Raw genomic sequence first — 24,459 nt, forward strand, 5'->3', positions numbered from 1 at the left:
CGTTCGACAGGGTAACAGGATTGGGCTCAGAAACGCACGACGAGATTGACCGCGGCGTAGCGGCCGGGCTGCGCGTAGAGGTCGCGCGTCGTGCTGTTGGCGGCGACGCCGATCACGTCCTGCGAGTTGAAGTACTTCTCGTTGGTGACGTTGAAGAGACCGGCATTGATGCTGATGTCGTTGCGGAAGTCGTAATGCATGGCGAGATCCAGCACCGTGTAGCGCGGCGCGCGGAAATAGCTGTCGTCGCTGACGCGGTTGTGGCGCAGCGCATGGGTGACCATCGCCTCGGCGCCGAAGCCGGATTCATGCTGCCAGGCCAGGCCGCCCACGAAGCGCAGCGGGTCGACGCTGTCGATCGGCCGGCCGGTGTCGTCATCCTTGCCCCAGGCATAGGACGCGCTGCCGCGCAGCGCCCAGCCCTCGGCGAACTGCCATTCGCCGCGCGCCTCGGCGCCATAGATGGTGACGCTGTTCAGGTTGCGGTACTGGAACTGCGTCAGCCCGGCCGGCGAGGTGCCGATGGTGCGGGTGTCGATGAAGTTCTCGTAGCGGTTGTAGAAGCCCGAGAGCTGGAAGAAGCTGCCATTGGCGAAGCGGCCGCGGAAGCCGATCTCGACACCGTCGCTGGTCTCCGGCTTCAGGTCGGTGGAGGGCAGGATCTCGTAGCGCATCACCGTGTTGCGGAAGCCGAGCGTCGCCGAATCATAGGGCGGCGCGCGGAAGCCATGCGCGTACTGGCCATAGAGCGAGTAGACCGGATCCAGCCGCCAGACCGCGCCGAATTTCGGCGACAGCGCGAACTTGTCCATGTCCTCGAGCTGCGGCGCGGCACCGCCCAGCGAGGCGCGCAGATAGTCGGCATCCGGATGCGCGCGCAGCCCGTAATAGTCGAGCCGCAGCGCCGGCGTCAGCGTCACCGCGCCCAGCGTGATCTCGTCCTGCAGATAGGCGCCGGCCTGCCAGGTGGTGGTGTCGGGAAAGTTCTTGTTGGGGAAGGTCTCGCCGGCGACGGTGCTGGTGACGGCGCCGGTGGTCAGGTTGGTCTGCCAGCGGTCGCGCGGGCGGCTGCTCTCGGTGCGGTCGAGCGAGACGCCATAGGTCAGCACATGGTTCAGGCCGAAAGCCTGGACATTGGAGCCGAACTGGACGTCGCTGCTCCACACATCCTGCTCGAAGCCGAAGACCGAGTTGCGCAGCGTGTTGCCGCTGCGCAGCTGGTTCGTGTATTCGGTGCGGTCGAGCCGGGTCCAGCCGAGCCGCGCCTCCACCCGGTCGGCGAAGAGGAAAGGCGCCTCGCGCACATAGTCGAGCGCGATGCGGCCACGCGTCGCCGTGTCCTCGCCCAGGCTGGTGAGGACGCTGCTGGACAGCTCGCTGCGCAGATTGGTGTCGGTGTCGCGCTGGATCAGCTCACCGGTCAGGCGCAGCCGCTCGACATCGCTCAGCCGGTAGACGAAGCGGCCGAGCACGGTGTTGGCGGTGTAGTCCTGCGGGTTGGGCAGCACATTGCCATTGGGGCGGATCTCATGCCCCTCGCGATGCGTGTAGCTCAGCAGCGCCTCGACATTGCCGGCGCGCGCCGCGCCGGTGACGGTCTGGCTCAGGCTCTGATCGGCGCCATTGTAACCGAAGCGGCCGCTGAAGAAGCTGTTGCGCCCCGGCTCCAGATAGTCCGACGGGTCCTTCAGGAAATAGGAGACGACACCGCCCAGCGCGTCCGAGCCATACAGCGCCGAGGCCGGGCCGCGCAGGATCTCGACGCGGCGCACCGTGTCGAGATCGACGAAGTCGCGCGTGTAGTTGCCCGAGCCGGCATTGCTTTCCGGGAAGTCCGGCAGGCGGATGCCGTCCACCTGCACGCGCACGCGGTTGCCGCCGATGCCGCGGATGACGAAATTGGTGCCGCCATTGCGCGAGGGCTGGTTGCCGAAATTCACCCCCGGCTCGTAGCGCAGCAGGTCGCGCGGCGAGGTGACGTTGCGCCGCTCCAGCTCCAGCTCCTCGGTCACCGTGATGGTGGCCGGCACGTCATCGACCGGGCGTGGGCCGCGCGTGGCGGTGACGGCGATGGGCGGCAGGACAACGGCAGGGGCTTCGGAGGCGGGAGAGGCGGCGGCGGCCGGAGAGGGGGTGGGCGCAGGCTGGGCGGCGAGGCCGGAGGGACCGGCGACGGGCACCAGCAGCGCGAGCGCGGCCAGGGAGGCCTGGCTGGCGGCGGGCCGGCGGGCCGGGCGGGAAGCGGGCAATGGGCTCTCCTGCAACTAGGAATCGTTCGCAACAAAAGAGCGCGGGCCTGGCGGCCTCGCAAGCGCTTGATGGCCGATCGGTCACCTTCGCTTGCCAGTGTTGCAAATGAGTCGCATTCGAAGAAAACCCGGCGAAACCGGTTACAAACCGTGCCCTTGCCGTCCGCGAAGTTGCGCTATATCAATTTTCAGTCTTTCCTGAAATTTCCGAATCGCCAGGATGTGCAGGACACCATGAACCTCCCCCCCATCGCCCAGGCCTTCGTGCTGCATTTCGGCGAGATGGGCAGCCGCTGGGGCATCAACCGCACGGTCGGCCAGATCTACGCGCTGCTCTACGTCTCGCCCACGCCGCTGAATGCCGAGCAGATCGTCGAGGCGCTGGGCGTCTCGCGCTCCAACGTGTCGATGGGGCTGCGCGAGCTGCAGGCCTGGAACCTGATCATCCCGAAGCACATCCCGGACGACCGGCGCGACCATTTCACCACGCCCGACGATGTCTGGCAGATCCTGCGGACGCTGGCGGAGGAACGGAAGAAGCGCGAGGTGGACCCGACGCTGTCGGTGCTGCGCGAGCTGCAGATGCAGCAGCCGGGCAGCGAGCAGGAGCGCTTCGCCCAGGCCCGCATCGCCGAGATGCACGGGCTGATCGAGCAGCTCACCACCTGGTACGAGGACGTCAAGCGGCTGGAGACCGAGCGCCTGGCCTCGCTGCTGGCGCTCGGCGCCAAGGTGACGCGGCTGCTCGAGGCCAAGGACCGCATCGTCTCGCTCGGCCGCCCGCGGCGCGGCCAGTCCGACCCCGGGGAGTGACCCGCCATGGACCCGATCATCCTCGCCCGCATCCAGTTCGCGGCGAACATCTCCTTCCACATCCTGTTCCCGACGGTGACCATCGCGCTGGGCTGGGTGCTGCTGTTCTTCAAGCTGCGCTTCAACCGCACCGGCGACGCGGCGTGGATGGACGCCTACCGCTTCTGGGTGAAGGTCTTCGCGCTGTCCTTCGCGCTCGGCGTCGTCTCCGGCATCACCATGAGCTTCCAGTTCGGCACCAACTGGCCGGGCTTCATGCAGCATGTCGGCAACATCGCCGGGCCCTTGCTGGCCTATGAGATCCTGACCGCCTTCTTCATGGAGGCGACCTTCCTCGGCATCATGCTGTTCGGCTTCCGCCGCGTGCCGGGCTGGCTGCACACGCTGGCCACCGTGCTGGTGGCCGTCGGCACCACGCTCAGCGCCTTCTGGATCCTGGTGCTGAATTCCTGGATGCACACGCCGCAGGGCTTCGAGCTGCGCGACGGCATCGCCCATGCCACCGATTGGTGGGCGATCGTCTTCAACCCCTCCATGCCCTATCGCCTGACGCATATGCTGCTGGCCTCGGCGCTGACGGTGGGTTTCCTGGTGGCCGGTCTCTCCGCCTGGCGCTGGCTGAAGGGCGACCGCGCGCCGGGCGTGGGCGTGGCCCTGCGCACCGGCATCGTCATGGCCGCCCTGCTGGCGCCGCTGCAGGCCTTTGTGGGCGATCTGCACGGGCTGAACACGCTGGAGCACCAGCCGGCCAAGGTCGCGGCGATGGAGGGCAACTGGACGACCCAGGGCCGTGTGCCGCTGCTGCTCTTCGCCGTGCCGGACGAGGCGGCGCGTGAGAACCGCTTCGAGATTGGCATCCCGCTCGGCGCCAGCCTGATCCTGAAGCACCATCCGGATGGCGTGGTGCCGGGGCTTGACCAATTCGCGGGCAACCACCCGCCGGTGAAGCCGGTCTTCTACGCCTTCCGTGTCATGGTCGGCACCGGGCTGCTGATGATCGCGGTCAGCGCCAGCGCGGCCTTCCTGCTGTGGCGCCGCGGCACGCTGCCGGTCGTGCTGCTGCGCGTGCTGGCCGGCATGAGCTTCGCCGGCTGGGTGGCGACGCTGGCCGGCTGGTATGTCACCGAGATCGGCCGCCAGCCCTGGCTGGTCCATGGCGTGCTGACCACGGCGCAGGCCGCGGGCCCCGTGCCGGCCGGCAATATCGGGCTGACGCTGGCCATGTATCTGTCGCTCTACGCGGTGCTGCTGGCGGCCTATATCGCCGCGCTGTTCCGCCTGGCGCGCAAGAGCCGCCCGAAGCCCGAGGCCGGCCTGGCCGATGGCGCGCTTGCCGCGCGCGCCAGCTGAGGATCACGCCATGACCCCCTTCCTCGACCCCGAGCTGCTGCCGGTCGCCTTCGCGGCGCTGATGGCGCTCTCCGTGCTCGCCTATGTCGTGCTGGACGGCTTCGATCTCGGCGTCGGCCTGCTGCTGAACGCGACGCCGGAGGAGGCGGAGCGCGACCGCATGATCGCCTCCATCGGCCCTTTCTGGGACGCCAACGAGACCTGGCTGGTGCTCGGCGTGGGCCTGCTGCTGGTGGCCTTCCCGATCGCGCATGGCGCCATCCTGACCGCGCTGTATCTGCCGGTCGCGGTGATGCTGGCCGGGCTGATCCTGCGCGGCGTAGCCTTCGAATTCCGCGCCAAGGCGGCCTCCGTCATGGGCAAGCGGCGCTGGGACCATGCCTTCTTCACCGGCTCGCTGCTGGCCTCGCTGGCGCAGGGCTGGATGCTCGGCCGCTACGTGCTGGGCTTCGCCGAGGGCTGGCCAGCGCAGGGCTTCGCCGCCCTCTCCGCCGTGGGCCTGGCGGCCGGCTATGCCTTCATTGGCGCCTGCTGGCTGATCTGGCGGACCGAGGGCGCGCTGCAGCGCCAATCCGTCGCCTGGGCACGGGCCACGCTCTGGCTGCTCGGCGCCGGCATTCTTGCCGTGTCGGTCGCGACGCCGCTGGCCTCGCCGCGCATCCTGGCGCGCTGGTTCGAAATGCCCAACCTCGTGCTGCTGGCACCCCTGCCGGCGACGACCTTCGTGCTGCTGCTTGGCCTGCATCATCTGCTGAAGCACCTGCCGCTGCAGAATGGCGCGCTGGAGACACTGCCCTTCTGGGGCGCGACCGGGCTGTTCGTGCTCTCCTTCACCGGCCTCGCCTGGTCCTTCTTCCCCTATATCGTGCCGGAGCGGCTGACGCTGTGGCAGGCGGCGGCCTCGCCGGAAAGCCTGTCGATCATCCTGGCGGGCGCGATGTTCGTGCTGCCCGGTGATCGCGCTCTACACGCTGCTGGCCTGGAAGATCTTCGGCGGCAAGGCGGCCGATCTCCGCTACGACTGAGCTTCGTCCGCGCGGACCAGGATCGAGCGACGGCCCGGGGCGCGTTCCCGGGCCGTTCGCGTTCGGCCCCTCCGGCAACCCCCCCGAGCCAAGCCTGTTGTCCTGACAGAGATCGGGCGAAGGCCGCCCGCCCGAGAGCGGCCATCGCTGCGCCCGACCCATCACGCAGGAGCTTCCCATGCCGCTTGACCCGACGCAGAACCACCCGACCCCGCCGCAGCCCAAGCAGCAGCAGGAACCGCCGGGCACGACGCCGGAGATGCAGCCCAGGCCTGACCATGGCGAGCAATCCTATCGCGGCAGCGGCAAGCTCGACGGGCGTGCCGCGCTGATCACGGGCGGCGATTCCGGCATCGGCCGCGCCGTTGCCATCGCCTATGCGCGGGAGGGCGCGGATATCCTGATCTCCTATCTGGAGGAGCATGAGGATGCCGAGGAGACCGCGCGCTGGGTGCGCGAGGCGGGGCGCAAGGCCGTGCTGGTGCCGGGCGATGTCTCGCAGGAGGCGCATTGCAACGGCCTGGTGGACCGCGCCATGCAGGAATTCGGCCGGCTCGACATCCTGATCAACAATGCCGCTCTGCAGCGGACCCATGAGAAGATCGACGAGATCAGCGCGGAGGAATGGGACGCCACCTTCCGCACCAACATCTATGCGCATTTCTACCTGGCCAAGGCGGCGTCGAAGGTGATGCAGCCGGGCAGCTCGATCATCGGCACGAGCTCTATCAACGCCAAGGATCCGTCTCCGACCCTGCTGGCCTATGCGACGACCAAGGGCGCCATCGCCAACTTCACCGTGGGGCTCAGCCAGATGCTGGCCAAGCAGGGCATCCGCGTGAACAGCGTGGCCCCTGGGCCGATCTGGACACCGTTGATCCCGTCCACCATGCCGCCCGACAAGGTGGAGAGCTTCGGACAGAACACGCCGCTCGGCCGCGCCGGGCAGCCGGCGGAGCTGGCCGGGCCCTTCGTGCTGCTGGCCTCCGATGAGGCGAGCTACATGACCGGTGTGGTGCTGCCGGTCACCGGCGGCCGCCCGATGTGGTGAGGCCAGGGCCGGCGGGGCACGCGCCCCGCCGGCCGGGTGTCAGCCGGCCTCGCGCAGCAGCGCGATCTCCTGCATCTTCGCCTCGAACAGGCGCCAATCGTCGCGTTCGGCGATCGGCGCCCAGAGCGCTTCCACCTCCTCGATCAGCAGCGTCGCCGGCCGCTCCCGGCGGAAATAGGCATGCTCCAGCCGCGCCGGCGCCTGCGCCTCGTAGCGCGCGAGCAGCGCATGCACGGATGCGAAACCCTCGCTGCCATAATGCGCGGCGGAGGGGCTGCGCGCGGCGCGCGCCTCGCTGAGCAGCCCGCCCTGCCAGTCGAACACCGCCTGCTCGAACGGCGCCTGGCTCTGCTGCAGGAATTTCTCCAGCATGGCGACCAGCTCCATATCCGCCTCGGTGCCGCGCGGGCGCAGGCCAAGGCGACGCAGCCAGGCCGTGGCCCATTCGGCGCCGAACTGTCCCGCGAAACCGTCCAGCACCGCTTCCAGCTTCTCCAGCGGCGCCAGCGGCAGCAGGCATTCCGCCAGCCGCGCCAAATTCCACAGCAATGTCTGCGGCTGCCGCCCATAGGCGTAGAGCCCGCCATGGTCGAAATAGGCCGCGGTGAAGCCGGGATCGTAATGCGGCAGGAAGCGCCAGGGGCCGTAATCGAAGCTCTCGCCGGTGATGTTGATGTTGTCGGTGTTCAGCACGCCATGCACGAAGCCGGCCGCCATCCATTGCGCGCCGACCCGCGCGACGCGCCGCATCACCGCCTGCAGGAAGGCCAGCGCCTGGGCTTCCTCGCCTTCCGCGCCTCGCGCCTCGGGCAGGTAATGGCGGAGGCAATGCGCCAGCAGGGCGCGCAGCCCTGCCTCGTCGCGGCGATAGGCCAGGCGCTGGAAGGTGCCGATGCGGACATGCGAATGGCTCAGCCGCACCAGCACGGCGCTGCGGGTGGGGGAGGGCTCATCGCCCCGCACCAGCTGCTCGCCGGTCTCGACCAGGCTGAAGGGTTTGGAGGTGTCGACACCCTGCGCCTCCAGCAGCGAGGCCGCCAGCACCTCGCGCACGCCGCCCTTCAGCGTCAGCTTTCCATCCGCACCGCGCGACCAGGGCGTCTGCCCGCTGCCCTTGGTGCCGAGGTCGAGCAGCCTGCCTTGCGCATCCTCGAGCTGGGCAAAGAGGAATCCGCGGCCATCGCCGAGCTGCGGGTTGAACTGCCGGAACTGGTGGCCGTGATAGCGCAGCGCCAGCGGCGTCGCGAAACTGCCGGGCAGCGGCATGAAGCCCGCGAAATGGCCGAGCCATTCCGCCTCGCTCAGCCCGCCCAGGCCCAGCGCCTCCGCCCAGCGTTGGTTACGGTAGCGCAGGATCTGCTGCGGGAAGCGCGCCGCGGCGACGGGATCGAAGAAATCCTCGCCGAGTTCGGCATGGGTCTGGCGGGGGCGGTACTGCGGATCGAAGGGCATGGGTTGATCTAGTCGCTCCGCCGGCGCGTTTGAACCGGCCTCCTGCGGCGGCAGCCCTGTCTTGACGCCCTGTGGCACCGGCTCATACTCGCCATGGAGTGCGGAATGATATTCCGCGAAGCGGAATTGCGATGGAGACGCCCATGCCCGTCCACAGGCCAAGCGATGCCGGCTGACCCTCCGGCCACGGGTGCGGCGGCGGCCGGTTGGCGCCTGGCGCCGGGCAATGAATTCCTCGACCTGGTCGGGCCGCTCTGGGCGCGCAAGGAGGGCGATGGCTGGGCCTATGGGCTGCAGACCAAGCCGCACCACGCCAATGGCCGCGCCATCGTGCATGGCGGGCTGCTGGTGACGCTGGCCGACAATGCGCTGGGCATGACGGTGTGGGAGGCAACCGGCCGCCAGCCCGCCGTCACCATGCAGCTGAACACGCATTTCCTGGCCACCGCCCAGCCGGGCGATTTCATCGAGGCGCGGGCCGAGATCCTGCGCCGCACGCGCAGCGTGGTCTTCGTGCGCGGTGTGCTCAGCGTCGGCGACCGCCACATCCTGGCCGCCGACGGCATCTGGAAGCTGCTGAGCGGCAGCTGAGCCGCAAGGCGGCCAGGCACAAAAGCCAAGAGGCTGGCGGGGCACGCGCCCCGACCGGCCCGGCACAGAAGGGGAGGGGCGGCGCATTCCATGCTGGACCGGCGCGTCGAGAGTTTTGCGGAAGCCATCGCCGGCATCGGCGATGGCGCGACCATCCTGCTGGGCGGTTTCGGCGGCGCGGGCACGCCGCTCGGGCTGATCGCCGCCATCCATGCGGCGGGGCTGCGGGAGCTGACCGTGGTCTGCAACAATGGCGGCAGCGCCACGGCCGATCTCAGCCTGTGGCTGGCGGCGGGGCAGGTGCGCAAGCTGGTCTGTTCCTACCCGAAATCCAAGGCGAACAGCACCAGCAGCTTCAGCGACCTCTACCGCGCCGGGAAGATCGAGCTGGAGCTGGTGCCGCAGGGCACGCTGGTGGAGCGCATCCGCTGCGCCGGCGCCGGGCTCGGTGGTTTCTTCACGCCCGTCGGTGCCGGCACCGCGCTCGCCGAGGGCAAGGAGACGCGGCTGATCGACGGGCGCGAGCATGTCTTCGAGAAGCCGCTGCCCGGCGATGTCGCGCTGCTGCGCGGGAAGCAGGCGGACCGTCTCGGCAACCTCACCTACAACAGGACGGCGCGCAACTTCGCCCCGGCCATGGCCACCGCGGCGAAGCTGGTGGTCGCCGAGGTCGAGGAGTTCGTCGAACTCGGCGCGCTGGATCCGGAAAGCGTCGTGACGCCGGGCATCTTCGTCGACCGCGTGGTGCGCAGGGAGGCGCCGCAATGACCCCGAACAGCCTTCCCCTGAGCCGCGAGCAGATTGCCCGCCGTGTCGCCCGGGCCATGCCGGATGGCGCCTTCGTCAATCTCGGCATCGGCCTGCCCGACAGCGTGCCGGACCATATCCCGGACGGCATCGAGATCTTCCTGCACAGCGAGAATGGCGTGCTGCATATCGGCCCGCGCCCGCCGCAGGGGGAGGAGGATTGGGACCTGATCAATGCCGGCAAGCAGCCGGTGACGCTGCGCACCGGTGGCAGCTATTTCGACAGTTCGCTGAGCTTCGCCATGATGCGCGGCGGGCATCTCGACATCTCCGTCCTCGGCGCCTTCCAGGTGTCGGAGCGCGGCGACCTGGCGAATTGGAGCACGGGCGCGGGGGATGGCATCCCGGCGGTGGGCGGTGCCATGGATCTCGCCGTCGGCGCGCGGCAGATCTGGGTGATGATGGAGCACAATGCCCGCGACGGCGCGCCCCGCATCCTGCGCGAATGCCATTACCCGCTGACGGCGCGCGGGGTGGTGAAGCGCGTCTTCACCAATCTCGCCCTGCTGGCCGTGACGGAAGCGGGGCTGCTGGTGGAGGAGATCCTGCCAGGCCTCAGCTTCGAGGAACTGCAGGCCCGCACCGAGGCGCGGCTGATTCCGGGTGCCATGCAGCCCCTGCTGGGGTGACGGGCGAGCCCTGGCGGGAAGGCCGCACCGCCCGCAGCTGGCGGCATGGCGGCCATCCTCGCAGCGCTCTTGCCCTTGGCCGCGGATGCGCTCAGATGGGCGGCACAAGAACCGGAGGAATCCCCATGTCGGATATGGACAAGCTGCGCATGCTGCGCCGCTCCGCGCTCGAGGCGCGGCGGCAGCATATCTCCCACACGCTCGGCACCGGCCAGCCGCCGGCCAGCACCGGCCGCCTCTCCGGCCTGCAGCGCATGATCGCGCGGGTGGAGCAGGCGCTCGGCCAGCGCCCGGCGGAGCGTCGCGAGAAGACGCGCACCGCCTGAACCCTGGCTATCCGGGTGGTTGCAGGCGGATGCTGTGCAGCACTGCCTCCAGCCTGGCGGTGAAGCCGGCGGCGTCGCCCAGGCTGTTGCGCCAGGCGTCGCCGGCCAGCGCGGCGCGCAGCGTCGCCTGCCGCTCCGGCGTGTTGGCGATCGACACCGCCTCGGTCACGTAATCGGCGAGATGCGTGACGGCCAGTTGCGGCAGGCCGACGGCCCGCAGCAGGCTGCCTGCCATGCGCGAGGCGAAGGAGCGCTGCGACAGCGTCAGCAGCGGCAGACCCATGCGCAGCGCGTCGCTGGCCACCGTGCCGGCATTGTAGGGGCTGGTGTCGAGGAACAGATCCGCCAGCGCCATGCGCGCCAGATAGCGCTCCGGCTCGACACGGCGCGCGAAGATCAGCTGCGTCGCGACGCCAGCCGCCAGGGCCGCCTCGGTCAGGTTGCGCCGCGCCGTCGGATCATCCACCGCCAGCCACAGCACCGCATGCGGCACCTGCCGCAGGATGTCGGTCCAGGCGGCGAAGATTTCCGGCGTGATCTTGTAGGCACCGCAGAAGCAGCAGAAGACGAAGCCGTTCTCGGGCAGGCCTTCCTCGGCGCGGGAGACGGCGGGCAGCACCGGCTCGCGCCCGTCATTCGCCTGATACACGCCGGGCAGCGGCAGCGGCCGCGGCGCGTAGTCGCTGGCCTGCGCTGGCGGGATGACGTAATCGTCGCAGAGCAAATAATCCAGCTCGGGCAGCGGCACCGGTCCGATATAGCCGAGATAGGTGAGCTGCACCGGCGCCGGCTTCCAGCGCAGCGTGTGCAGCCGCGCACCGCGCGTCATGCCATTCAGGTCGATCAGGATATCGATCTCATCGGCGCGGATGCGCTCGGCCAGCGCCGCATCGTCCATGCCGCGTGCCAGCACGCAATGGTCCAGCGCCGCCAGCACGCGCTGCCTGACCGGGCTGCCATCCTCGGGGCTGGAGCAATAGCCGAACACCTCGAATTGCGTGCGGTCGTGCCGCTCCAGCAGCTCGGCGATCAGGAAGCTCATCGCATGGCGGCAGAAATCGGAGGACATGTAGCCCAGCCGGATGCGCGCATGGCGATAGCCCTGCTCCGGGCTCAGCCGGCGCGGTGCGGGGGCGATCTTGCGCGCCAGCCAATGCGCGCCGATACGCGCCTGCTCCGCCGGGTCCTCCAGCAGCGCCAGTGCGCCGAGCGGGCCGGAATTCAGCACCAGCGTCTCGCGCGGCAGGCCGGGCAGTTCGGGCAGCAGCGGCCAGGCGCAGATCTTCTGCCGCAGATGGCTCCAATGCTGGATGACATCGGGCTGTGCCGGGTCGGTCAGCAGGCTGCGGAACAGGGTGCGCTCCGCCTCCTCCAATCGCCCGCTTTCCTCCAGCAGACGGCCGCGATGGTTCAGCAGCGCGGTGCGCGCGGCATCCGGCTGCAACGCGCTGTCCCACACCGCCAGCGCGGCCTCCGCCTGGCCCTGCGCCTCCAGCGACAGGCCGAGATTGACCGCCGCCGGATGGAAATCCGGCCGCAGGGCGAGGGCCTGCTGATAGGCGCTGGCGGCCTTGGCCTTGTCACCCTCCTGCGCCCATTCGACGCCGAGATTGAACCAGGCGGCCGGGCGCTGCGGCGCCTCCGGATTGGCCAGGATCCAGTCGCGATAGAGGCAGATGCGGAACAGCGGCGGCAGCGGCGCCGGCACGCGCTCGGCCAGTCCCAGCAAGGTTTCCAGCGGCAGGCCGGAGAGCAGCGCCTGGCGCTGCGCGGCTTCCTCGGCCGGCAGCTCTCGTCCAAGCCGCGCCAGCAGCCAGGCCTCGGCGGGGTTCGCGCTCATGCGCCCTGCCACAGGCGGGAATCGGCGGGCAGCGGGCTGTAGCGATGCCGCTCGCGCAGCGCCTCGCGATACAGCGTTTCCGCCTCCACGCCTGCGCCGAATTCCTGCGACTCATGGTCGAGCGCGGCGCCGATCTCGAGATAGACGGGAAGATTGGTCAGCTCCGGCTGCGGCAGGCGGCCCTGCTCGATATCTTGCAAGATCTGCTCGAACAGCGCTTCCAGGCTGCGCACCAGCAGCGGCGTGTCGAACAGCAGCGAGGTTCCGCGCGCGGCCAGCAATCTCTCGCGCAGCGCCGCCAGGGCAGGGCGGTCGCGGCCGAGGGCGACGGCGCGTTCGACATAGGCCTCGCCATCCGCGCAGACCAGCTCGGGCAGGCCGGCGGCCCGCACCAGGCTGGCGCAGACGCGGGAGGCGAAGCAGCGCCCGGGCGCCGTCAGCACCGGCACGCCCATCCACAGCGCGTCGGAGGCGGTGGTGTGCGCGCCATAGGGCGCGGTGTCGAGGAACAGATCGGCCAGCGCGTAGCGCGCCAGATGCTCGGCATTGCCGGCCATCGGCGCGAAGACCAGCCGCGCCGGATCGATGCGCGCGGCGGCGGCCAGTTCGCGCAGCCGGATATCCACCTCCTCGCTCGCCTTCAGCAGCCAGAGCACGCTGTCCGGCACGGCGTGCAGGATGCGCATCCAGCGCGCGAATCCGAAGGGGGTGATCTTCTGCGGCCCGTTGAAGGCGCAGAACACCGTGGCCTTCTCCGGCAGCCCGGCCTCGGCGCGGCCGGGCGGCGCGGCGGCGACGATGCGGGCGCGGTCATTCGGCTGGTAGCAGGGCAGGCGCAGCACCGCCTCGGTGTAGAGATGCTCCTGCCCCGGCGGGATGATCACCTCATCGGCGATGATGTAGTGGTGGAAAGGGCTGCCCATGCTGCCCGGGAAGCCCAGCCAGTTGACGATGGCCGGCGCCGGCCGCCGCGCCAGCAGCGCGGCACGGCCGCCACGCGTATGGCCGTTGATGTCGATCAGGATGTCGATGCCATGGCCACGCATCAGCGCCAGCGCCGCATCATCGTCCAGCGGGGTGATGTCGTGCCAATGCTCGACCTGCGCGCGGATGCGCTGCTTGATCGCATCCTCGGCCGGGATGCCGCAGTAATAGGCGTGGATCTCGTAGCGGTCGCGGTCGTGCAGGCCGAACATCTCGGCCATCAGGAAGCCGATGGCATGGGCGCGCAGGTCGGAGGAGAGATAGCCGATGCGCAGCCGCCGGCCGGCGCGTGGCGCGCGGTCGAAATCCTCCAGCGCCAGGCAATGCCGTGGCAGCCCGGCTTCCTGCCGCGTGTTGGACCAGGCGCCGGCCAGCTGCAGCAGCGGGTCGTCGGTGTAGGTGGCGAGGCTGAGCGGCGCCATCAGCGCCTTCAGCGCGGCGGGGGAGTGGCCCCCGGGCGCGCCGGCCAGCACGGGCCAGCGGCATTGCCGCTGCCGCAGCGCCACCCAATGCTGCGCCACGTCGCGCTGCTGCGGCTGCAGCTGCAGGATGGCGAGCAGCGCCGCCTCGGCCTCGGCCAGGCGCTTGCTGTCTTCCAGGAGACGCGCGCTCTGCTTCAGCGCCGCGGCCTTCCAGGCCACCGCCTCGCCGGTGACGGCGCCCAGCAGGGCGGCGGCCTGGTGCCAATGCGCCAGCGCCGATTCGCCGCTGCCCAGCCGCTCATGGATGCTGCCGAGATTGATATAGGGCGGCACGAAGCCGGGTGCGCGCTGGATGGCCTCGCCGAAGGCCTGCGCCGCATGGGCGAGGTCGCCCAGCTGCTGTAGCAGCACGCCCTGGTTGAAGCGCACCGCGTGCAGCAGCGGATCCTGCGGATGTTGCGCGATGTAGTCCTGGTAGAGCGCCAGCGCGCCCGCCACATCGCCGGCCTCGGTCCGGCGCTGCGCGGCGGCGAACAGGGCACCCACGGCCGCGGCGCTTTCCATGCCGGTCACCGCCTCAGCCGGCCGGGGCGTCGGCGGCGTCGAGGCCGAGCGTCGCGCGGAAATGCGCGATGGTGCGGGTCAGCCCTTCCTCCAGCGCGATGCGCGGCTCCCAGCCCAGCAGCTGGCGGGCGCGGGTGATGTCGGGGCAGCGCTGCATCGGGTCGTCCGCCGGCAGCGGGCGGTGCACCAGCGGCGCTTCGGTGCCGGTCAGGCGGCGGGTGATCTCGGCCAGTTCGCGGATGGTGAACTCGCCCGGATTGCCGATATTGACCGGCATGGTGACCTCGTCCGGCGCGTCCATCAGCCGCATCAGACCCTCGATCAGGTCATCGACATAGCAGAAGGAACGGGTCTGCGTGCCCTCGCCGAACAGGGTGATGGGCTCGTCGCGCAGCGCCTGCACGATGAAGTTGGAGATCACCCGGCCATCGTTCGGGTGCATGCGCGGGCCATAGGTGTTGAAGATGCGCGCGACGCGGATATTGACGCGGTTCTGCCGGTGATAGTCGTAGAACAGCGTCTCCGCGCAGCGCTTGCCCTCGTCGTAGCAGGAGCGTGGGCCGATCGGGTTGACATTGCCGCGGTACTCCTCGGGCTGCGGATGCACCGAGGGGTCGCCATAGACCTCCGAGGTCGAGGCCTGCAGGATCTTGGCGTCCAGCCTTTTGGCCAGGCCCAGCATGTTGATGGCGCCATGCACCGCGGTCTTGATGGTCTGCACCGGGTTGCGCTGGTAGTGCACCGGGGAGGCCGGGCAGGCCAGGTTGTAGATCTCGTCCACCTCGACATAGAGCGGGAAGGTGACGTCGTGGCGCATCAGCTCGAAGCGCGGATGGCCGAGCAGATGCAGGATGTTGTCGCGCGAGCCGGTGAAGAAGTTGTCGACGCAGAGCACGTCGTCGCCGCGCGCCAGCAGCCGCTCGCAGAGATGCGAGCCGAGGAAGCCGGCGCCGCCGGTGACGAGGATCCGCTTGTGCGCGCGCTTCATTCTGGCCTCTCCGCATCGGCCATCCCGGCCGCGCTCTGGGGTCGTTCCGCCGCCGGGCGGCGAGTGGGGCCCGGCCGGGCGCCGGCACCACCCGGCCCCCGCCCTTCCTTCCCCTGCTTTGCGGCGTTGTTCAAGGCTCCCGCACCGCCTCCTGCAGGCCGCGGGTCAGCGGCTCCAGGAAGAAGGAGAGCAGGGAGCGGGTGCCGACCTGGATCTCGGCGCTCAGGCTCATGCCGGGGATCAGCCGCGCCGCCTCCGGCATGCCGGGCAGGCGGGGGGTGAGGATCTCGACCTGGCCGCGATGCACCACGGCGCCGCCGGCGGAGGCGGTATCGCTGCCGGCGGGCAGGCCGGGGGCGTAGGAATCCTGCGCGATGCTGCGCAGCCGGCCCTGCAGCGTGCCGTGCCGCTGATAGGGGAAGGCGTCGACCTTCAGCACCACCGCATCGCCCGGATGCGGATAGCCGATATCGGCCGAGGCCAGGGTGATCTCGGCGATCAGCGGCCTGCCGGCCGGCACCAGCGTCACCAGCGGCTCGGCCTCGCGCAGCACGGAGCCGGCGGAGCGGCGCGCCACTTCCAGCACCACGCCATCCTCCGGCGCGGTCAGCAGGGTCAGCTCGTCGATGCGCGCGGCTTTGGTCAGCGCCTCCTCCAGCCGCGCCAGCTCGGCGCGGGCGCGCAGCAGCGACTCCAGCAGGTCGCGCCGCCATTCGTCGAGGAAGGCCTGCCGCGCGGCGCGGCGCGCCTCCAGATTGTGCTGCAATTCCGTGGCGCGGTTCTGCGCGGCGCTGTGCTCCTGCTCGGCCGCCAGACGCTGGCTGCGCGCGCCCAGATAGTTCAGCCGCGAGCCGACCTGGCTTTCCATCAGCCGGGCGCGCACGCCCTCGACCTCGCCGGCCAGCGCCAGCTGCCCGGCCAGCAGGGCGAGCGATTCGCGGGTGCCGCGCAAGGCCGCCTCCTGGCTGCCGATCTCCTCATCGAAGCCGCGCAGCCTTGCAGTGTATTGCGCCTGGCGCTGCGCGTGCAATGTGGCCTGCAGCAGCTCCTCCATGCCCGGCGCGGCGGGCAGCGGCAGAGGCTGGCCGGCGAGCTCGGCCTCCAGCCGCGCCTGCTCGGCGCGCGCCTGACGGCGCTGCGCCTCCAGCGCGGCGCGGTCGGCGCGGGCGAAGGTCGGGTCGAGCACCGCCAGCACCTGGCCGCGCTGCACGGCATCGCCGGGGCGGACACGGATCTCGCGGATGACGCTGCGCTCCAGCGGCTGCAGCACCAGGGGCGGGCCGTCGGTGGCCAGCCGGCCCGTCGCCGTCACCACGATATCGGTGCGCAGCAGCGCGGCGGCGAGGACCAGCGCCAGCAGCAGCAGCGCCGCCAGGTGATGCGGGCCGCGCAGCCAGGGTGGCGGCCGCTCGCCGATCACCTGCTCGAGCGGCTCCTGGAACTCGACCGCCTCGGGCGCCAGCGGGCGCGGCGCGGCCGGGCGCGGCCGGCGCAGCCGGTGGCGAAGGCGGGTCCAGAGCGGCGGCGCGGCGGCCGCGCGGCTCAGGCCGGCTGCAGGAAATGCGTCTGCTGTTGCCATAGGTGCCGGTAGATCTCGCAGCGCTCAAGCAGCACGGCATGGGGGGCGCAATCCACCACGCGGCCCTGGTCCAGCACCAGGATGGCATCCGCCATGACCAGCGAGGCCAGGCGGTGGGAGACGATGACCATGGTGCGCCCGCGGGCAATCTCGGCCAGGTTGCGCTGGATGATCGCCTCGCTTTCCGGGTCGAGGGCGCTGGTCGCCTCGTCGAAGATCAGCAGCGGCGGGCGGGTGATGAGGGCGCGGGCGATGGCCAGGCGCTGGCGCTGGCCGCCGGAGAAATTCGCCGCATTCTCCTCCACCAGCGTGTCGTAGGAAAGCGGCAGGCGGGCGATGAACTCGTCGGCGCCGGCCAGGCGCGCGGCCTGCACCACCTCCTCCAGCGACGCGTCGGGGCGGGCGGCGGCGATATTGTCGCGGATGCTGCCGCGGAACAGCAGATTGTCCTGCAGCACCACGCCGACATGGCGGCGCAGATGCGACAGCTCGATCTGCCGCAGATCCATGCCGTCGAGCTGGATCAGCCCTTCCTGCGGCAGGTGGATGGCCTGGATCAGCCGCGTCAGCGTCGTCTTGCCCGAGCCCGACCGGCCGACCACGCCCAGCACCTGCCCCTGCGCCACACTGAAAGAAACATCCTGCAGCGCCGGAAGCGCGGCGCCGGGATAGCGGAAGCCGACCTTCTGGAAGTCGAGCGCGCCGGCGATGGGCGGGCGGGCGCGGCGGTCCTGGCCCTGGCGCTCGGGGGGCGTGTTCATCACCGTGCCCATCATCTGCACCGAGAGCGCCGCCTCCTGATACTCGTTGATCAGGGCGACGATCTGCACCAGCGGACCGGTGACGCGGCCGGAGAGCATGTTGAAGGCGACCAGCGCGCCGATGCTGAGCTGCCCGTCAAAGACCAGCAGCGCCCCGGTGCCGAGCACCGCGATCTGCATCATCTTCTCAAGGCCGGTGGTCAGCACATTGCCGGCGGCGCCGATGCGCCCGACCGCGGCGTGCTGGCGCATCGCCTCGGCCAGGCGGTCATCCCAGGCGCGCTCGCGCGCCGGTTCCAGCACCAGCGACTTCACCGCGCGGATGCTGTGCAGCGTCTCCACCAGATAGGCCTGGCGGGCGCCCTCGGTGGCGTAGAGCCGGTCGAGCCGGCCGCGGAAGCTCGGCACCATGGCGCCGATGACGATGGCGATGGCGATGGAGAAGCCCAGCACCACCGCCGTCAGCACCCCGCTATAGAGGCAGAGCAGCAGGATCAGCACCGGCAGGGCGGCGGCGTCGAGCAGGGTCTGGAACAGGCGGCCGGTCAGGAAATGCCGCAGCTTCTCGGTCTGCTGCAGATGGCGGGCCAGCACGCCGGCGGTGTTGCTCTCGAAGAAATGCAGCGGCAGGCCGAGCAGGTGGCGGAAGGTGCGCGAGCTGAGCCTGGCATCGATCTTGTTGCTGGCCAGCAGCATCAGCCGCTGGCGGGCATAGCCGAACAGCCCGTCGAACAGCACCAGCAGCAGGAAGATCGCCACGATGGCGCCGAGGCTGCGATAGGAATGATGCGCGATGACCTTGTCGATCAGCACCTGGAACAGCAGCGGGATGGCGAAGCTGATCAGGTTCGCCATGATCGCCGCCATGGCCACGCCCTGGAACAGGCTGCGATGGCGCAGGATCTCGGGGATGAACCAGCGGAAGCCGAAGGGTTGGTTCTCCTCGGTCAGCGCGCGGGAGGGGCGGCAGAGCAGCAGCGTGCCGTCCCATTGCGCCTCGAAGCGCTCGCGGCTGACCAGGGTGACGCCTTCCTGCTCCGCCCTCGGGTCCAGCAGGGCGACCAGCAGCCCGCCCTCGGCGGCGGGCACCATGTTGATGAGGATGAACCAGCTGCCATCCGGCCGGCGCGCCAGGGCCGGGTAGGCGGTGCCGAGGCCGGCGGCCTTGTCGAAGCGGCAGCGGGCCAGCACCCGGCCCTCCAGCCCCACCTTGCGCAGGCCCTGCAGCAGGGCGCGGCTCATATCGCCGGCGACGGGCTGCGGCATGTCCTCGGCCGCAAGCGGCCGGCCATGATGCATGGCCAGCAGGAAGAGGCACCGCAGCGCGGTCAGTTCAGGTGCCAAGGCCGGATCCGTGCGTTTTGCTCAAGCCGGGCCTCTTGCCCAGGCGGTCGGGAAGGCTGGCAGGAAAGCAGCGCCATGTTGCCTGTCCATTAACCATTTCCACCGCGGCGGCGCCGGGCCGGAAAGCCTTGTGCCGCCGGGGCCGCGCGGCCAGGGGGCCGTTCCGGCCGGTTGATGAACGGTTAATGATCCTGGGCGAGGGTCCAGGCGGGTCGAGGAGGCCGGTTCAAAAGGTACCGCCCTCTCGCCCGGCCGCTCCCTGTTGGGGGCTGCCTGCGCAAACCGCCGAAGAATCCGGTCGGACAAGCCCAAGAACGCGGGCGGGCAAGTGGAGAGGGTCTTGGCCCCGTTGCAGTCCTGCCGCCGGCGACAGAAGACGCCGAGCCTCATCGACCTGCCCCGCCAGCCGCAGGCCTCGCCCTGCGGCGTTTCCGTCCGGACAGGATGGCGCCAGGCCGGCGGCCCGTTGCGGGCCGCGCCGGATGACGATCCCCCGATCCGAGCCGCGCAGCGCCCCCCCCGGGGCGCCCACGCTGCCGCCGTCTAACGCCGCCATCCGACCCTCCGGGCGAGTGAACCGATCATGTCCGTCATTGCCAACCTGACCACCACCCAGATCGCCAGCCTGACCACCACCGCGGTGGCCGCCCTCGGCAGCGCCGACATGGCCGCGCTGAAGGCAACGCAGCTGGCGGCGCTGACCACCACGCAGATCGGCGTGCTGAGCACGACGCAGCTCGGCGTGCTGAGCACGACGCAGGTGGCGGCGCTGGAATCCACCGATATCGGGGTGCTCAGCACCGCGCAGATGCGCGGCCTGACCTCGGCGCAGCTGAACGCGCTGACGACGACGCAGCTGGGCGCGCTGGCGACCAGCCAGATGGCGGCGCTCGCCAACACCCAGATGTCGACGCTGAACACCACCCAGCTGGCGGCGCTGACCACGACGCAGATCGGCGGGTTGTCGGCCTCGCAGCTGGGCGCGCTGAGCACGGCGCAGGTGCGCGGGCTTGAGACGACCGACCTGGCGGCGCTGACCACGACGCAGATGGCGGGCCTGACCTCGGCGCAGCTGGGCGCGCTGACGACCACGCAGGTGGCGGGCCTGGAATCGACCGATGTCGGTGTGCTGAACACGACGCAGCTGCGGGGCCTGAGCTCGGCGCAGGTCGCGGCGCTGACGACGACGCAGCTGGGCGCGATGTCGAGCACGCAGCTGGGCAGCCTGGCGGCGGCGCAGCTGGCGGGCCTGAACACCACGCAGGTGGCGGCGCTGACGACGACCCAGGTGGGTGGTCTGAGCTCGACCCAGGTCGCGGCGCTGAGCACGGCGCAGCTGCGGGGGCTGGAGACGACCGACCTGGCGGTGCTGAGCACGACGCAGGTGCGCGGCCTGACCTCGGCGCAGCTGGGTTCGCTGACCACGACGCAGCTCGGCGCGCTGAGCACCACGCAGGTGGGGACGCTGGCGACGAACCAGCTGAGCGGCCTGACGACGACGCAGGTGGCGGCGCTGACGACGACGCAGATCGGCGGGTTGTCGGCCTCGCAGCTGGGCGCGCTGAGCACGGCGCAGGTGCGCGGGCTTGAGACGACCGACCTTGCGGCGCTGACGACGACGCAGATGGCGGGCCTGACCTCGGCGCAGCTGGGGGCGCTGACGACCACGCAGGTGGCGGGTCTGGAATCGACCGATGTCGGTGTGCTGAACACGACGCAGCTGCGCGGCCTGAGCTCGGCGCAGGTTGCGGCGCTGACCACGACGCAGCTGGGCGCGATGTCGAGCACGCAGCTGGGCAGCCTGGCGGCGGCGCAGCTGGCGGGCCTGAACACCACGCAGGTGGCGGCGCTGACGACGACCCAGGTGGCGGGGCTGAGCTCGACCCAGGTCGCGGCGCTGAGCACGGCGCAGCTGCGGGGGCTGGAGACGACCGACCTTGCGGTGCTGAGCACGACGCAGGTGCGCGGCCTGACCTCGGCGCAGCTGGGCTCGCTGACCACGACGCAGCTCGGCGCGCTGGCCACCAGCCAGGTCGCGGCGCTGGCGACGAACCAGCTGAGCGGCCTGACGACGACGCAGGTGGCGGCGCTGACGACGACGCAGATCGGCGGGTTGTCGGCCTCGCAGCTGGGCGCGCTGAGCACGGCGCAGATGCGCGGGCTTGAGACGACCGATCTGGCGGCGCTGACCACGACGCAGATGGCGGGCCTGACCTCGGCGCAGCTGGGGGCGCTGACGACCACGCAGGTGGCGGGCCTGGAATCGACCGATGTGGGCGTGCTGAACACGACGCAGTTGCGGGGCCTGAGCTCGGCGCAGGTTGCGGCGCTGACGACGACGCAGCTGGGCGCGATGTCGAGCACGCAGCTGGGCAGCCTGGCGGCGGCGCAGCTGGCGGGCCTGAACACCACGCAGGTGGCGGCGCTGACGACGACGCAGGTGGCGGGGCTGAGCTCGACCCAGGTCGCGGCGCTGAGCACGGCGCAGCTGCGCGGGCTGGAGACGACGGACCTTGCGGTGTTGAGCACGACGCAGGTGCGTGGCCTGACCTCGGCGCAGCTGGGCTCGCTGACCACGACGCAGCTGGGGGCGCTGAGCACCACGCAGGTGGGAGCGCTGGCGACCAACCAGCTGAGCGGGCTGACCACGACGCAGGTGGCGGCGCTGACCACGACGCAGATCGGCGGGTTGTCGGCCTCGCAGCTGGGCGCGCTGAGCACGGCGCAGGTGCGCGGGCTTGAGACGACCGACCTTGCGGCGCTGACGACGACGCAGATGGCGGGCCTGACCTCGGCGCAGCTGGGGGCGCTGACCACGACGCAGGTGGCGGGCCTGGAATCGACCGATGTGGGCGTGCTGAGCACCGCGCAGCTGCGGGGCCTGAGCTCGGCGCAGGTCGCGGCGCTGACAACGACGCAGCTGGGCGCGATGTCGAGCACGCAGCTGGGCAGCCTGGCGGCGGCGCAGCTGGCGGGCCTGAACACCACGCAGGTGGCGGCGCTGACGACGACGCAGGTGGCGGGGCTGAGCTCGACCCAGGTGGCGGCGCTGAGCACGGCGCAGCTGCGGGGCCTGGAGACGACGGACCTTGCGGTGCTGAGCACGACGCAGGTGCGGGGCCTGACCTCGGCGCAGCTGGGTTCGCTGACCACGACGCAGCTGGGGGCGCTGAGCACCACGCAGGTGGGGGCGCTGGCGACGAACCAGCTGAGCGGCCTGACGACGACGCAGGTGGCGGCGCTGACCACGACGCAGATCGGCGGGTTGTCGGCCTCGCAGCTGGGCGCGCTGAGCACGGCGCAGATGCGCGGGCTGGAGACGACCGATCTGGCGGCGCTGACGACGACGCAGATGGCGGGCCTGACCTCGGCGCAGCTGGGGGCGCTGACCACGACGCAGGTGGCGGGCCTGGAATCGACCGATGTCGGTGTGCTGAACACGACGCAGCTGCGGGGCCTGAGCTCGGCGCAGGTCGCGGCGCTGACGACGACGCAGCTGGGCGCGATGTCGAGCACGCAGCTGGGCAGCCTGGCGGCGGCGCAGCTGGCGGGCCTGAACACCACGCAGGTGGCGGCGCTGACGACGACCCAGGTGGGTGGTCTGAGCTCGACCCAGGTCGCGGCGCTGAGCACGGCGCAGCTGCGGGGGCTGGAGACGACCGACCTGGCGGTGCTGAGCACGACGCAGGTGCGCGGCCTGACCTCGGCGCAGCTGGGTTCGCTGACCACGACGCAGCTCGGCGCGCTGAGCACCACGCAGGTGGGGACGCTGGCGACGAACCAGCTGAGCGGCCTGACGACGACGCAGGTGGCGGCGCTGACGACGACGCAGATCGGCGGCCTCTCGGCCTCGCAACTGGGCGCGCTGAGCACGGCGCAGGTGCGCGGGCTTGAGACGACCGACCTTGCGGCGCTGACGACGACGCAGATGGCGGGCCTGACCTCGGCGCAGCTGGGCGCGCTGACGACCACGCAGGTGGCGGGTCTGGAATCGACCGATGTCGGTGTGCTGAACACGACGCAGCTGCGCGGCCTGAGCTCGGCGCAGGTTGCGGCGCTGACCACGACGCAGCTGGGCGCGATGTCGAGCACGCAGCTGGGCAGCCTGGCGGCGGCGCAGCTGGCGGGCCTGAACACCACGCAGGTGGCGGCGCTGACGACGACCCAGGTGGCGGGGCTGAGCTCGACCCAGGTCGCGGCGCTGAGCACGGCGCAGCTGCGCGGCCTGGAGACCACGGACCTGGCGGTGCTGAGCACGACGCAGGTGCGCGGGCTGACTTCGGCGCAGCTGGGCTCGCTGACCACGACGCAGCTCGGCGCGCTGAGCACCACGCAGGTGGGGGCGCTGGCGACGAACCAGCTGAGCGGCCTGACAACGACGCAGGTGGTGGCGCTGACGACGACGCAGATCGGCGGGTTGTCGGCCTCGCAGCTGGGCGCGCTGAGCACGGCGCAGATGCGCGGTCTGGAGACGACCGATCTGGCGGCGCTGACGACGACGCAGATGGCGGGCCTGACCTCGGCGCAGCTGGGGGCGCTGACGACCACGCAGGTGGCGGGTCTGGAATCGACCGATGTCGGCGTGCTGAACACGACGCAGCTGCGGGGCCTGAGCTCGGCGCAGGTTGCGGCGCTGACCACGACGCAGCTGGGCGCGATGTCGAGCACGCAGCTGGGCAGCCTGGCGGCGGCGCAGCTGGCGGGCCTGAACACCACGCAGGTTGCGGCGCTGACGACAACGCAGGTGGGTGGTCTGAGCTCGACCCAGGTGGCGGCGCTGAGCACGGCGCAGCTGCGCGGCCTGGAGACGACGGACCTTGCGGTGCTGAGCACGACGCAGGTGCGCGGGCTGACTTCGGCGCAGCTGGGTTCGCTGACCACGACGCAGCTGGGGGCGCTGAGCACCACGCAGGTGGGAGCGCTGGCGACCAATCAGCTGAGCGGCCTGACGACGACGCAGATGGCGGCGCTGACGACGACGCAGATCGGCGGGTTGTCGGCCTCGCAGCTGGGCGCGCTGAGCACGGCGCAGGTGCGCGGGCTGGAGACGACCGATCTGGCGGCGCTGACGACGACGCAGATGGCGGGCCTGACCTCGGCGCAGCTGGGGGCGCTGAGCACCACCCAGCTGGTGGGCCTGGAATCGACCGATGTCGGTGTGCTGAGCACCGCGCAGCTGCGCGGTCTCACCTCGACCCAGGTCGGTGCGCTCACCACGACGCAGATCGGTGCCCTGTCGACGACGCAGATCGGCAGCCTCGGCACCGCGCAGCTGCGCGGGCTGGAGACGACCGACCTTGCGGCGCTGACGACGACGCAGATCGGTGGCCTCGGAATCGCCCAGCTGAACGCGCTGAGCACGACGCAGCTGGCCGGGCTCGGCACCACTGCCATGGCGGCGCTGAGCACCACCCAGGTGGCCGGGCTCGGTACCGCCAATCTGGGCGCGCTGAGCACGACGCAGGTGGCGGCGCTGACCAGCACGGCGATCACCGCGCTGACCACCACCCAGATGCTGGGCCTCAAGACCACGCAGCTGGCGGCGCTGACCACGACGCAGATCGGCGGGCTGGAGACGCAGGACATCGCGGCGCTGACCAGCGTGCAGACCGCGGCCTTCACGACCACCCAGATCGGCGCGATGACGGCCAGCCAGGTCAGCGCGCTGTTCCTGTAAGCGCGGC

At 70.7% G+C, this 24,459-nt stretch carries 16 protein-coding genes; 9 read left to right on the forward strand and 7 right to left on the reverse strand.

The window, feature by feature from the left end:
• Window positions 1–26: 26 nt before the first annotated feature.
• Window positions 27–2,249: a TonB-dependent hemoglobin/transferrin/lactoferrin family receptor gene (locus tag QE401_RS01250; RefSeq protein WP_307136437.1), complete on the reverse strand. Its 2,223-nt coding sequence runs from the start codon at window positions 2,247–2,249 to the stop codon at window positions 27–29.
• Between the two features lie 234 nt (window positions 2,250–2,483).
• On the opposite strand from QE401_RS01250, the gene QE401_RS01255 reads away from it, so the two are divergent.
• Genes QE401_RS01255 through QE401_RS01270 form a run of 4 tightly spaced genes read left to right on the forward strand, consistent with a single transcriptional unit; the run spans window position 2,484 to window position 6,488 of the window.
• Complete coding sequence (locus QE401_RS01255) at window positions 2,484–3,062, forward strand: GbsR/MarR family transcriptional regulator (protein WP_307136438.1); 579 nt, start codon at window positions 2,484–2,486, stop codon at window positions 3,060–3,062.
• Between the two features lie 6 nt (window positions 3,063–3,068).
• On the forward strand, window positions 3,069–4,412 hold the full coding sequence (locus QE401_RS01260; protein WP_307136439.1) for a cytochrome ubiquinol oxidase subunit I: 1,344 nt from the start codon (window positions 3,069–3,071) through the stop codon (window positions 4,410–4,412).
• 10 nt (window positions 4,413–4,422) lie between these two features.
• Window positions 4,423–5,769 carry a cytochrome d ubiquinol oxidase subunit II gene (locus QE401_RS01265; RefSeq protein WP_307136440.1) on the forward strand — a complete coding sequence of 449 codons (1,347 nt, stop codon included), beginning with the start codon at window positions 4,423–4,425 and terminating at the stop codon, window positions 5,767–5,769.
• Complete coding sequence (locus QE401_RS01270; protein ID WP_307136441.1) at window positions 5,697–6,488, forward strand: SDR family oxidoreductase; 792 nt, start codon at window positions 5,697–5,699, stop codon at window positions 6,486–6,488. The genes QE401_RS01265 and QE401_RS01270 overlap by 73 nt, the downstream gene beginning before the upstream one ends.
• A gap of 39 nt (window positions 6,489–6,527) precedes the next feature.
• Here the strand turns inward: QE401_RS01270 and QE401_RS01275 are convergent, their stop codons facing one another.
• Window positions 6,528–7,940, reverse strand: coding sequence for a protein adenylyltransferase SelO (locus QE401_RS01275; protein ID WP_307136442.1), 1,413 nt, complete (start codon window positions 7,938–7,940; stop codon window positions 6,528–6,530).
• 165 nt (window positions 7,941–8,105) lie between these two features.
• Between QE401_RS01275 and QE401_RS01280 the strand changes: the two genes are divergently transcribed.
• The 4 genes from QE401_RS01280 to QE401_RS01295 all read left to right on the forward strand — a co-directional run bounded on the left by QE401_RS01280 (window position 8,106) and on the right by QE401_RS01295 (window position 10,293).
• Window positions 8,106–8,531 (forward strand): PaaI family thioesterase, encoded by a 426-nt coding sequence (locus QE401_RS01280; protein ID WP_307136443.1) that lies wholly within the window; start codon window positions 8,106–8,108, stop codon window positions 8,529–8,531.
• A 90-nt stretch (window positions 8,532–8,621) separates the two neighbouring features.
• On the forward strand, window positions 8,622–9,299 hold the full coding sequence (locus tag QE401_RS01285; protein ID WP_307136444.1) for a 3-oxoacid CoA-transferase subunit A: 678 nt from the start codon (window positions 8,622–8,624) through the stop codon (window positions 9,297–9,299).
• Window positions 9,296–9,967 (forward strand): 3-oxoacid CoA-transferase subunit B, encoded by a 672-nt coding sequence (locus tag QE401_RS01290; RefSeq protein WP_307136445.1) that lies wholly within the window; start codon window positions 9,296–9,298, stop codon window positions 9,965–9,967. The genes QE401_RS01285 and QE401_RS01290 overlap by 4 nt, the downstream gene beginning before the upstream one ends.
• A 125-nt stretch (window positions 9,968–10,092) precedes the next feature.
• Window positions 10,093–10,293 carry a hypothetical protein gene (locus QE401_RS01295; RefSeq protein WP_307136446.1) on the forward strand — a complete coding sequence of 67 codons (201 nt, stop codon included), beginning with the start codon at window positions 10,093–10,095 and terminating at the stop codon, window positions 10,291–10,293.
• A gap of 7 nt (window positions 10,294–10,300) precedes the next feature.
• Here the strand turns inward: QE401_RS01295 and QE401_RS01300 are convergent, their stop codons facing one another.
• From QE401_RS01300 to QE401_RS01320, 5 genes are all read right to left on the reverse strand, one after another.
• Window positions 10,301–12,133 (reverse strand): O-linked N-acetylglucosamine transferase, SPINDLY family protein, encoded by a 1,833-nt coding sequence (locus tag QE401_RS01300; protein WP_307136447.1) that lies wholly within the window; start codon window positions 12,131–12,133, stop codon window positions 10,301–10,303.
• Window positions 12,130–14,103 (reverse strand): O-linked N-acetylglucosamine transferase, SPINDLY family protein, encoded by a 1,974-nt coding sequence (locus QE401_RS01305; protein ID WP_307136448.1) that lies wholly within the window; start codon window positions 14,101–14,103, stop codon window positions 12,130–12,132. The genes QE401_RS01300 and QE401_RS01305 overlap by 4 nt, the downstream gene beginning before the upstream one ends.
• A gap of 13 nt (window positions 14,104–14,116) precedes the next feature.
• Window positions 14,117–15,091 carry a UDP-glucuronic acid decarboxylase family protein gene (locus QE401_RS01310; protein WP_307136449.1) on the reverse strand — a complete coding sequence of 325 codons (975 nt, stop codon included), beginning with the start codon at window positions 15,089–15,091 and terminating at the stop codon, window positions 14,117–14,119.
• 130 nt (window positions 15,092–15,221) lie between these two features.
• Window positions 15,222–16,670: an HlyD family type I secretion periplasmic adaptor subunit gene (locus QE401_RS01315; protein WP_307136450.1), complete on the reverse strand. Its 1,449-nt coding sequence runs from the start codon at window positions 16,668–16,670 to the stop codon at window positions 15,222–15,224.
• Window positions 16,634–18,775 (reverse strand): peptidase domain-containing ABC transporter, encoded by a 2,142-nt coding sequence (locus tag QE401_RS01320; protein WP_307136451.1) that lies wholly within the window; start codon window positions 18,773–18,775, stop codon window positions 16,634–16,636. Before QE401_RS01320 ends, QE401_RS01315 begins: the two co-directional genes overlap by 37 nt.
• A 583-nt stretch (window positions 18,776–19,358) precedes the next feature.
• Here QE401_RS01320 and QE401_RS01325 point away from each other — a divergent pair.
• A complete protein-coding gene (locus QE401_RS01325; protein WP_307136452.1) occupies window positions 19,359–24,452 on the forward strand; it encodes a heme utilization protein in 5,094 nt (1,697 codons plus the stop codon).
• Window positions 24,453–24,459 lie beyond the last annotated feature (7 nt).

This window comes from Pseudoroseomonas cervicalis, assembly GCF_030818485.1.
GTDB lineage: Bacteria > Pseudomonadota > Alphaproteobacteria > Acetobacterales > Acetobacteraceae > Pseudoroseomonas > Pseudoroseomonas cervicalis_A.

Bases quoted from the DNA above. Each gene is read 5' to 3' on its own strand.
- QE401_RS01295 (WP_307136446.1), top strand. From the start codon at position 10,093: ATGTCGGATATGGACAAGCTGCGCATGCTGCGCCGCTCCGCGCTCGAG.
- QE401_RS01285 (WP_307136444.1), top strand. From the start codon at position 8,622: ATGCTGGACCGGCGCGTCGAGAGTTTTGCGGAAGCCATCGCCGGCATC.
- QE401_RS01305 (WP_307136448.1), bottom strand. From the start codon at position 14,103: ATGGAAAGCGCCGCGGCCGTGGGTGCCCTGTTCGCCGCCGCGCAGCGC.
- QE401_RS01265 (WP_307136440.1), top strand. From the start codon at position 4,423: ATGACCCCCTTCCTCGACCCCGAGCTGCTGCCGGTCGCCTTCGCGGCG.
- QE401_RS01310 (WP_307136449.1), bottom strand. From the start codon at position 15,091: ATGAAGCGCGCGCACAAGCGGATCCTCGTCACCGGCGGCGCCGGCTTC.
- QE401_RS01290 (WP_307136445.1), top strand. From the start codon at position 9,296: ATGACCCCGAACAGCCTTCCCCTGAGCCGCGAGCAGATTGCCCGCCGT.
- QE401_RS01325 (WP_307136452.1), top strand. From the start codon at position 19,359: ATGTCCGTCATTGCCAACCTGACCACCACCCAGATCGCCAGCCTGACC.
- QE401_RS01255 (WP_307136438.1), top strand. From the start codon at position 2,484: ATGAACCTCCCCCCCATCGCCCAGGCCTTCGTGCTGCATTTCGGCGAG.
- QE401_RS01270 (WP_307136441.1), top strand. From the start codon at position 5,697: ATGCAGCCCAGGCCTGACCATGGCGAGCAATCCTATCGCGGCAGCGGC.
- QE401_RS01280 (WP_307136443.1), top strand. From the start codon at position 8,106: ATGCCGGCTGACCCTCCGGCCACGGGTGCGGCGGCGGCCGGTTGGCGC.
- QE401_RS01260 (WP_307136439.1), top strand. From the start codon at position 3,069: ATGGACCCGATCATCCTCGCCCGCATCCAGTTCGCGGCGAACATCTCC.
- QE401_RS01300 (WP_307136447.1), bottom strand. From the start codon at position 12,133: ATGAGCGCGAACCCCGCCGAGGCCTGGCTGCTGGCGCGGCTTGGACGA.
- QE401_RS01315 (WP_307136450.1), bottom strand. From the start codon at position 16,670: ATGGCAACAGCAGACGCATTTCCTGCAGCCGGCCTGAGCCGCGCGGCC.
- QE401_RS01275 (WP_307136442.1), bottom strand. From the start codon at position 7,940: ATGCCCTTCGATCCGCAGTACCGCCCCCGCCAGACCCATGCCGAACTC.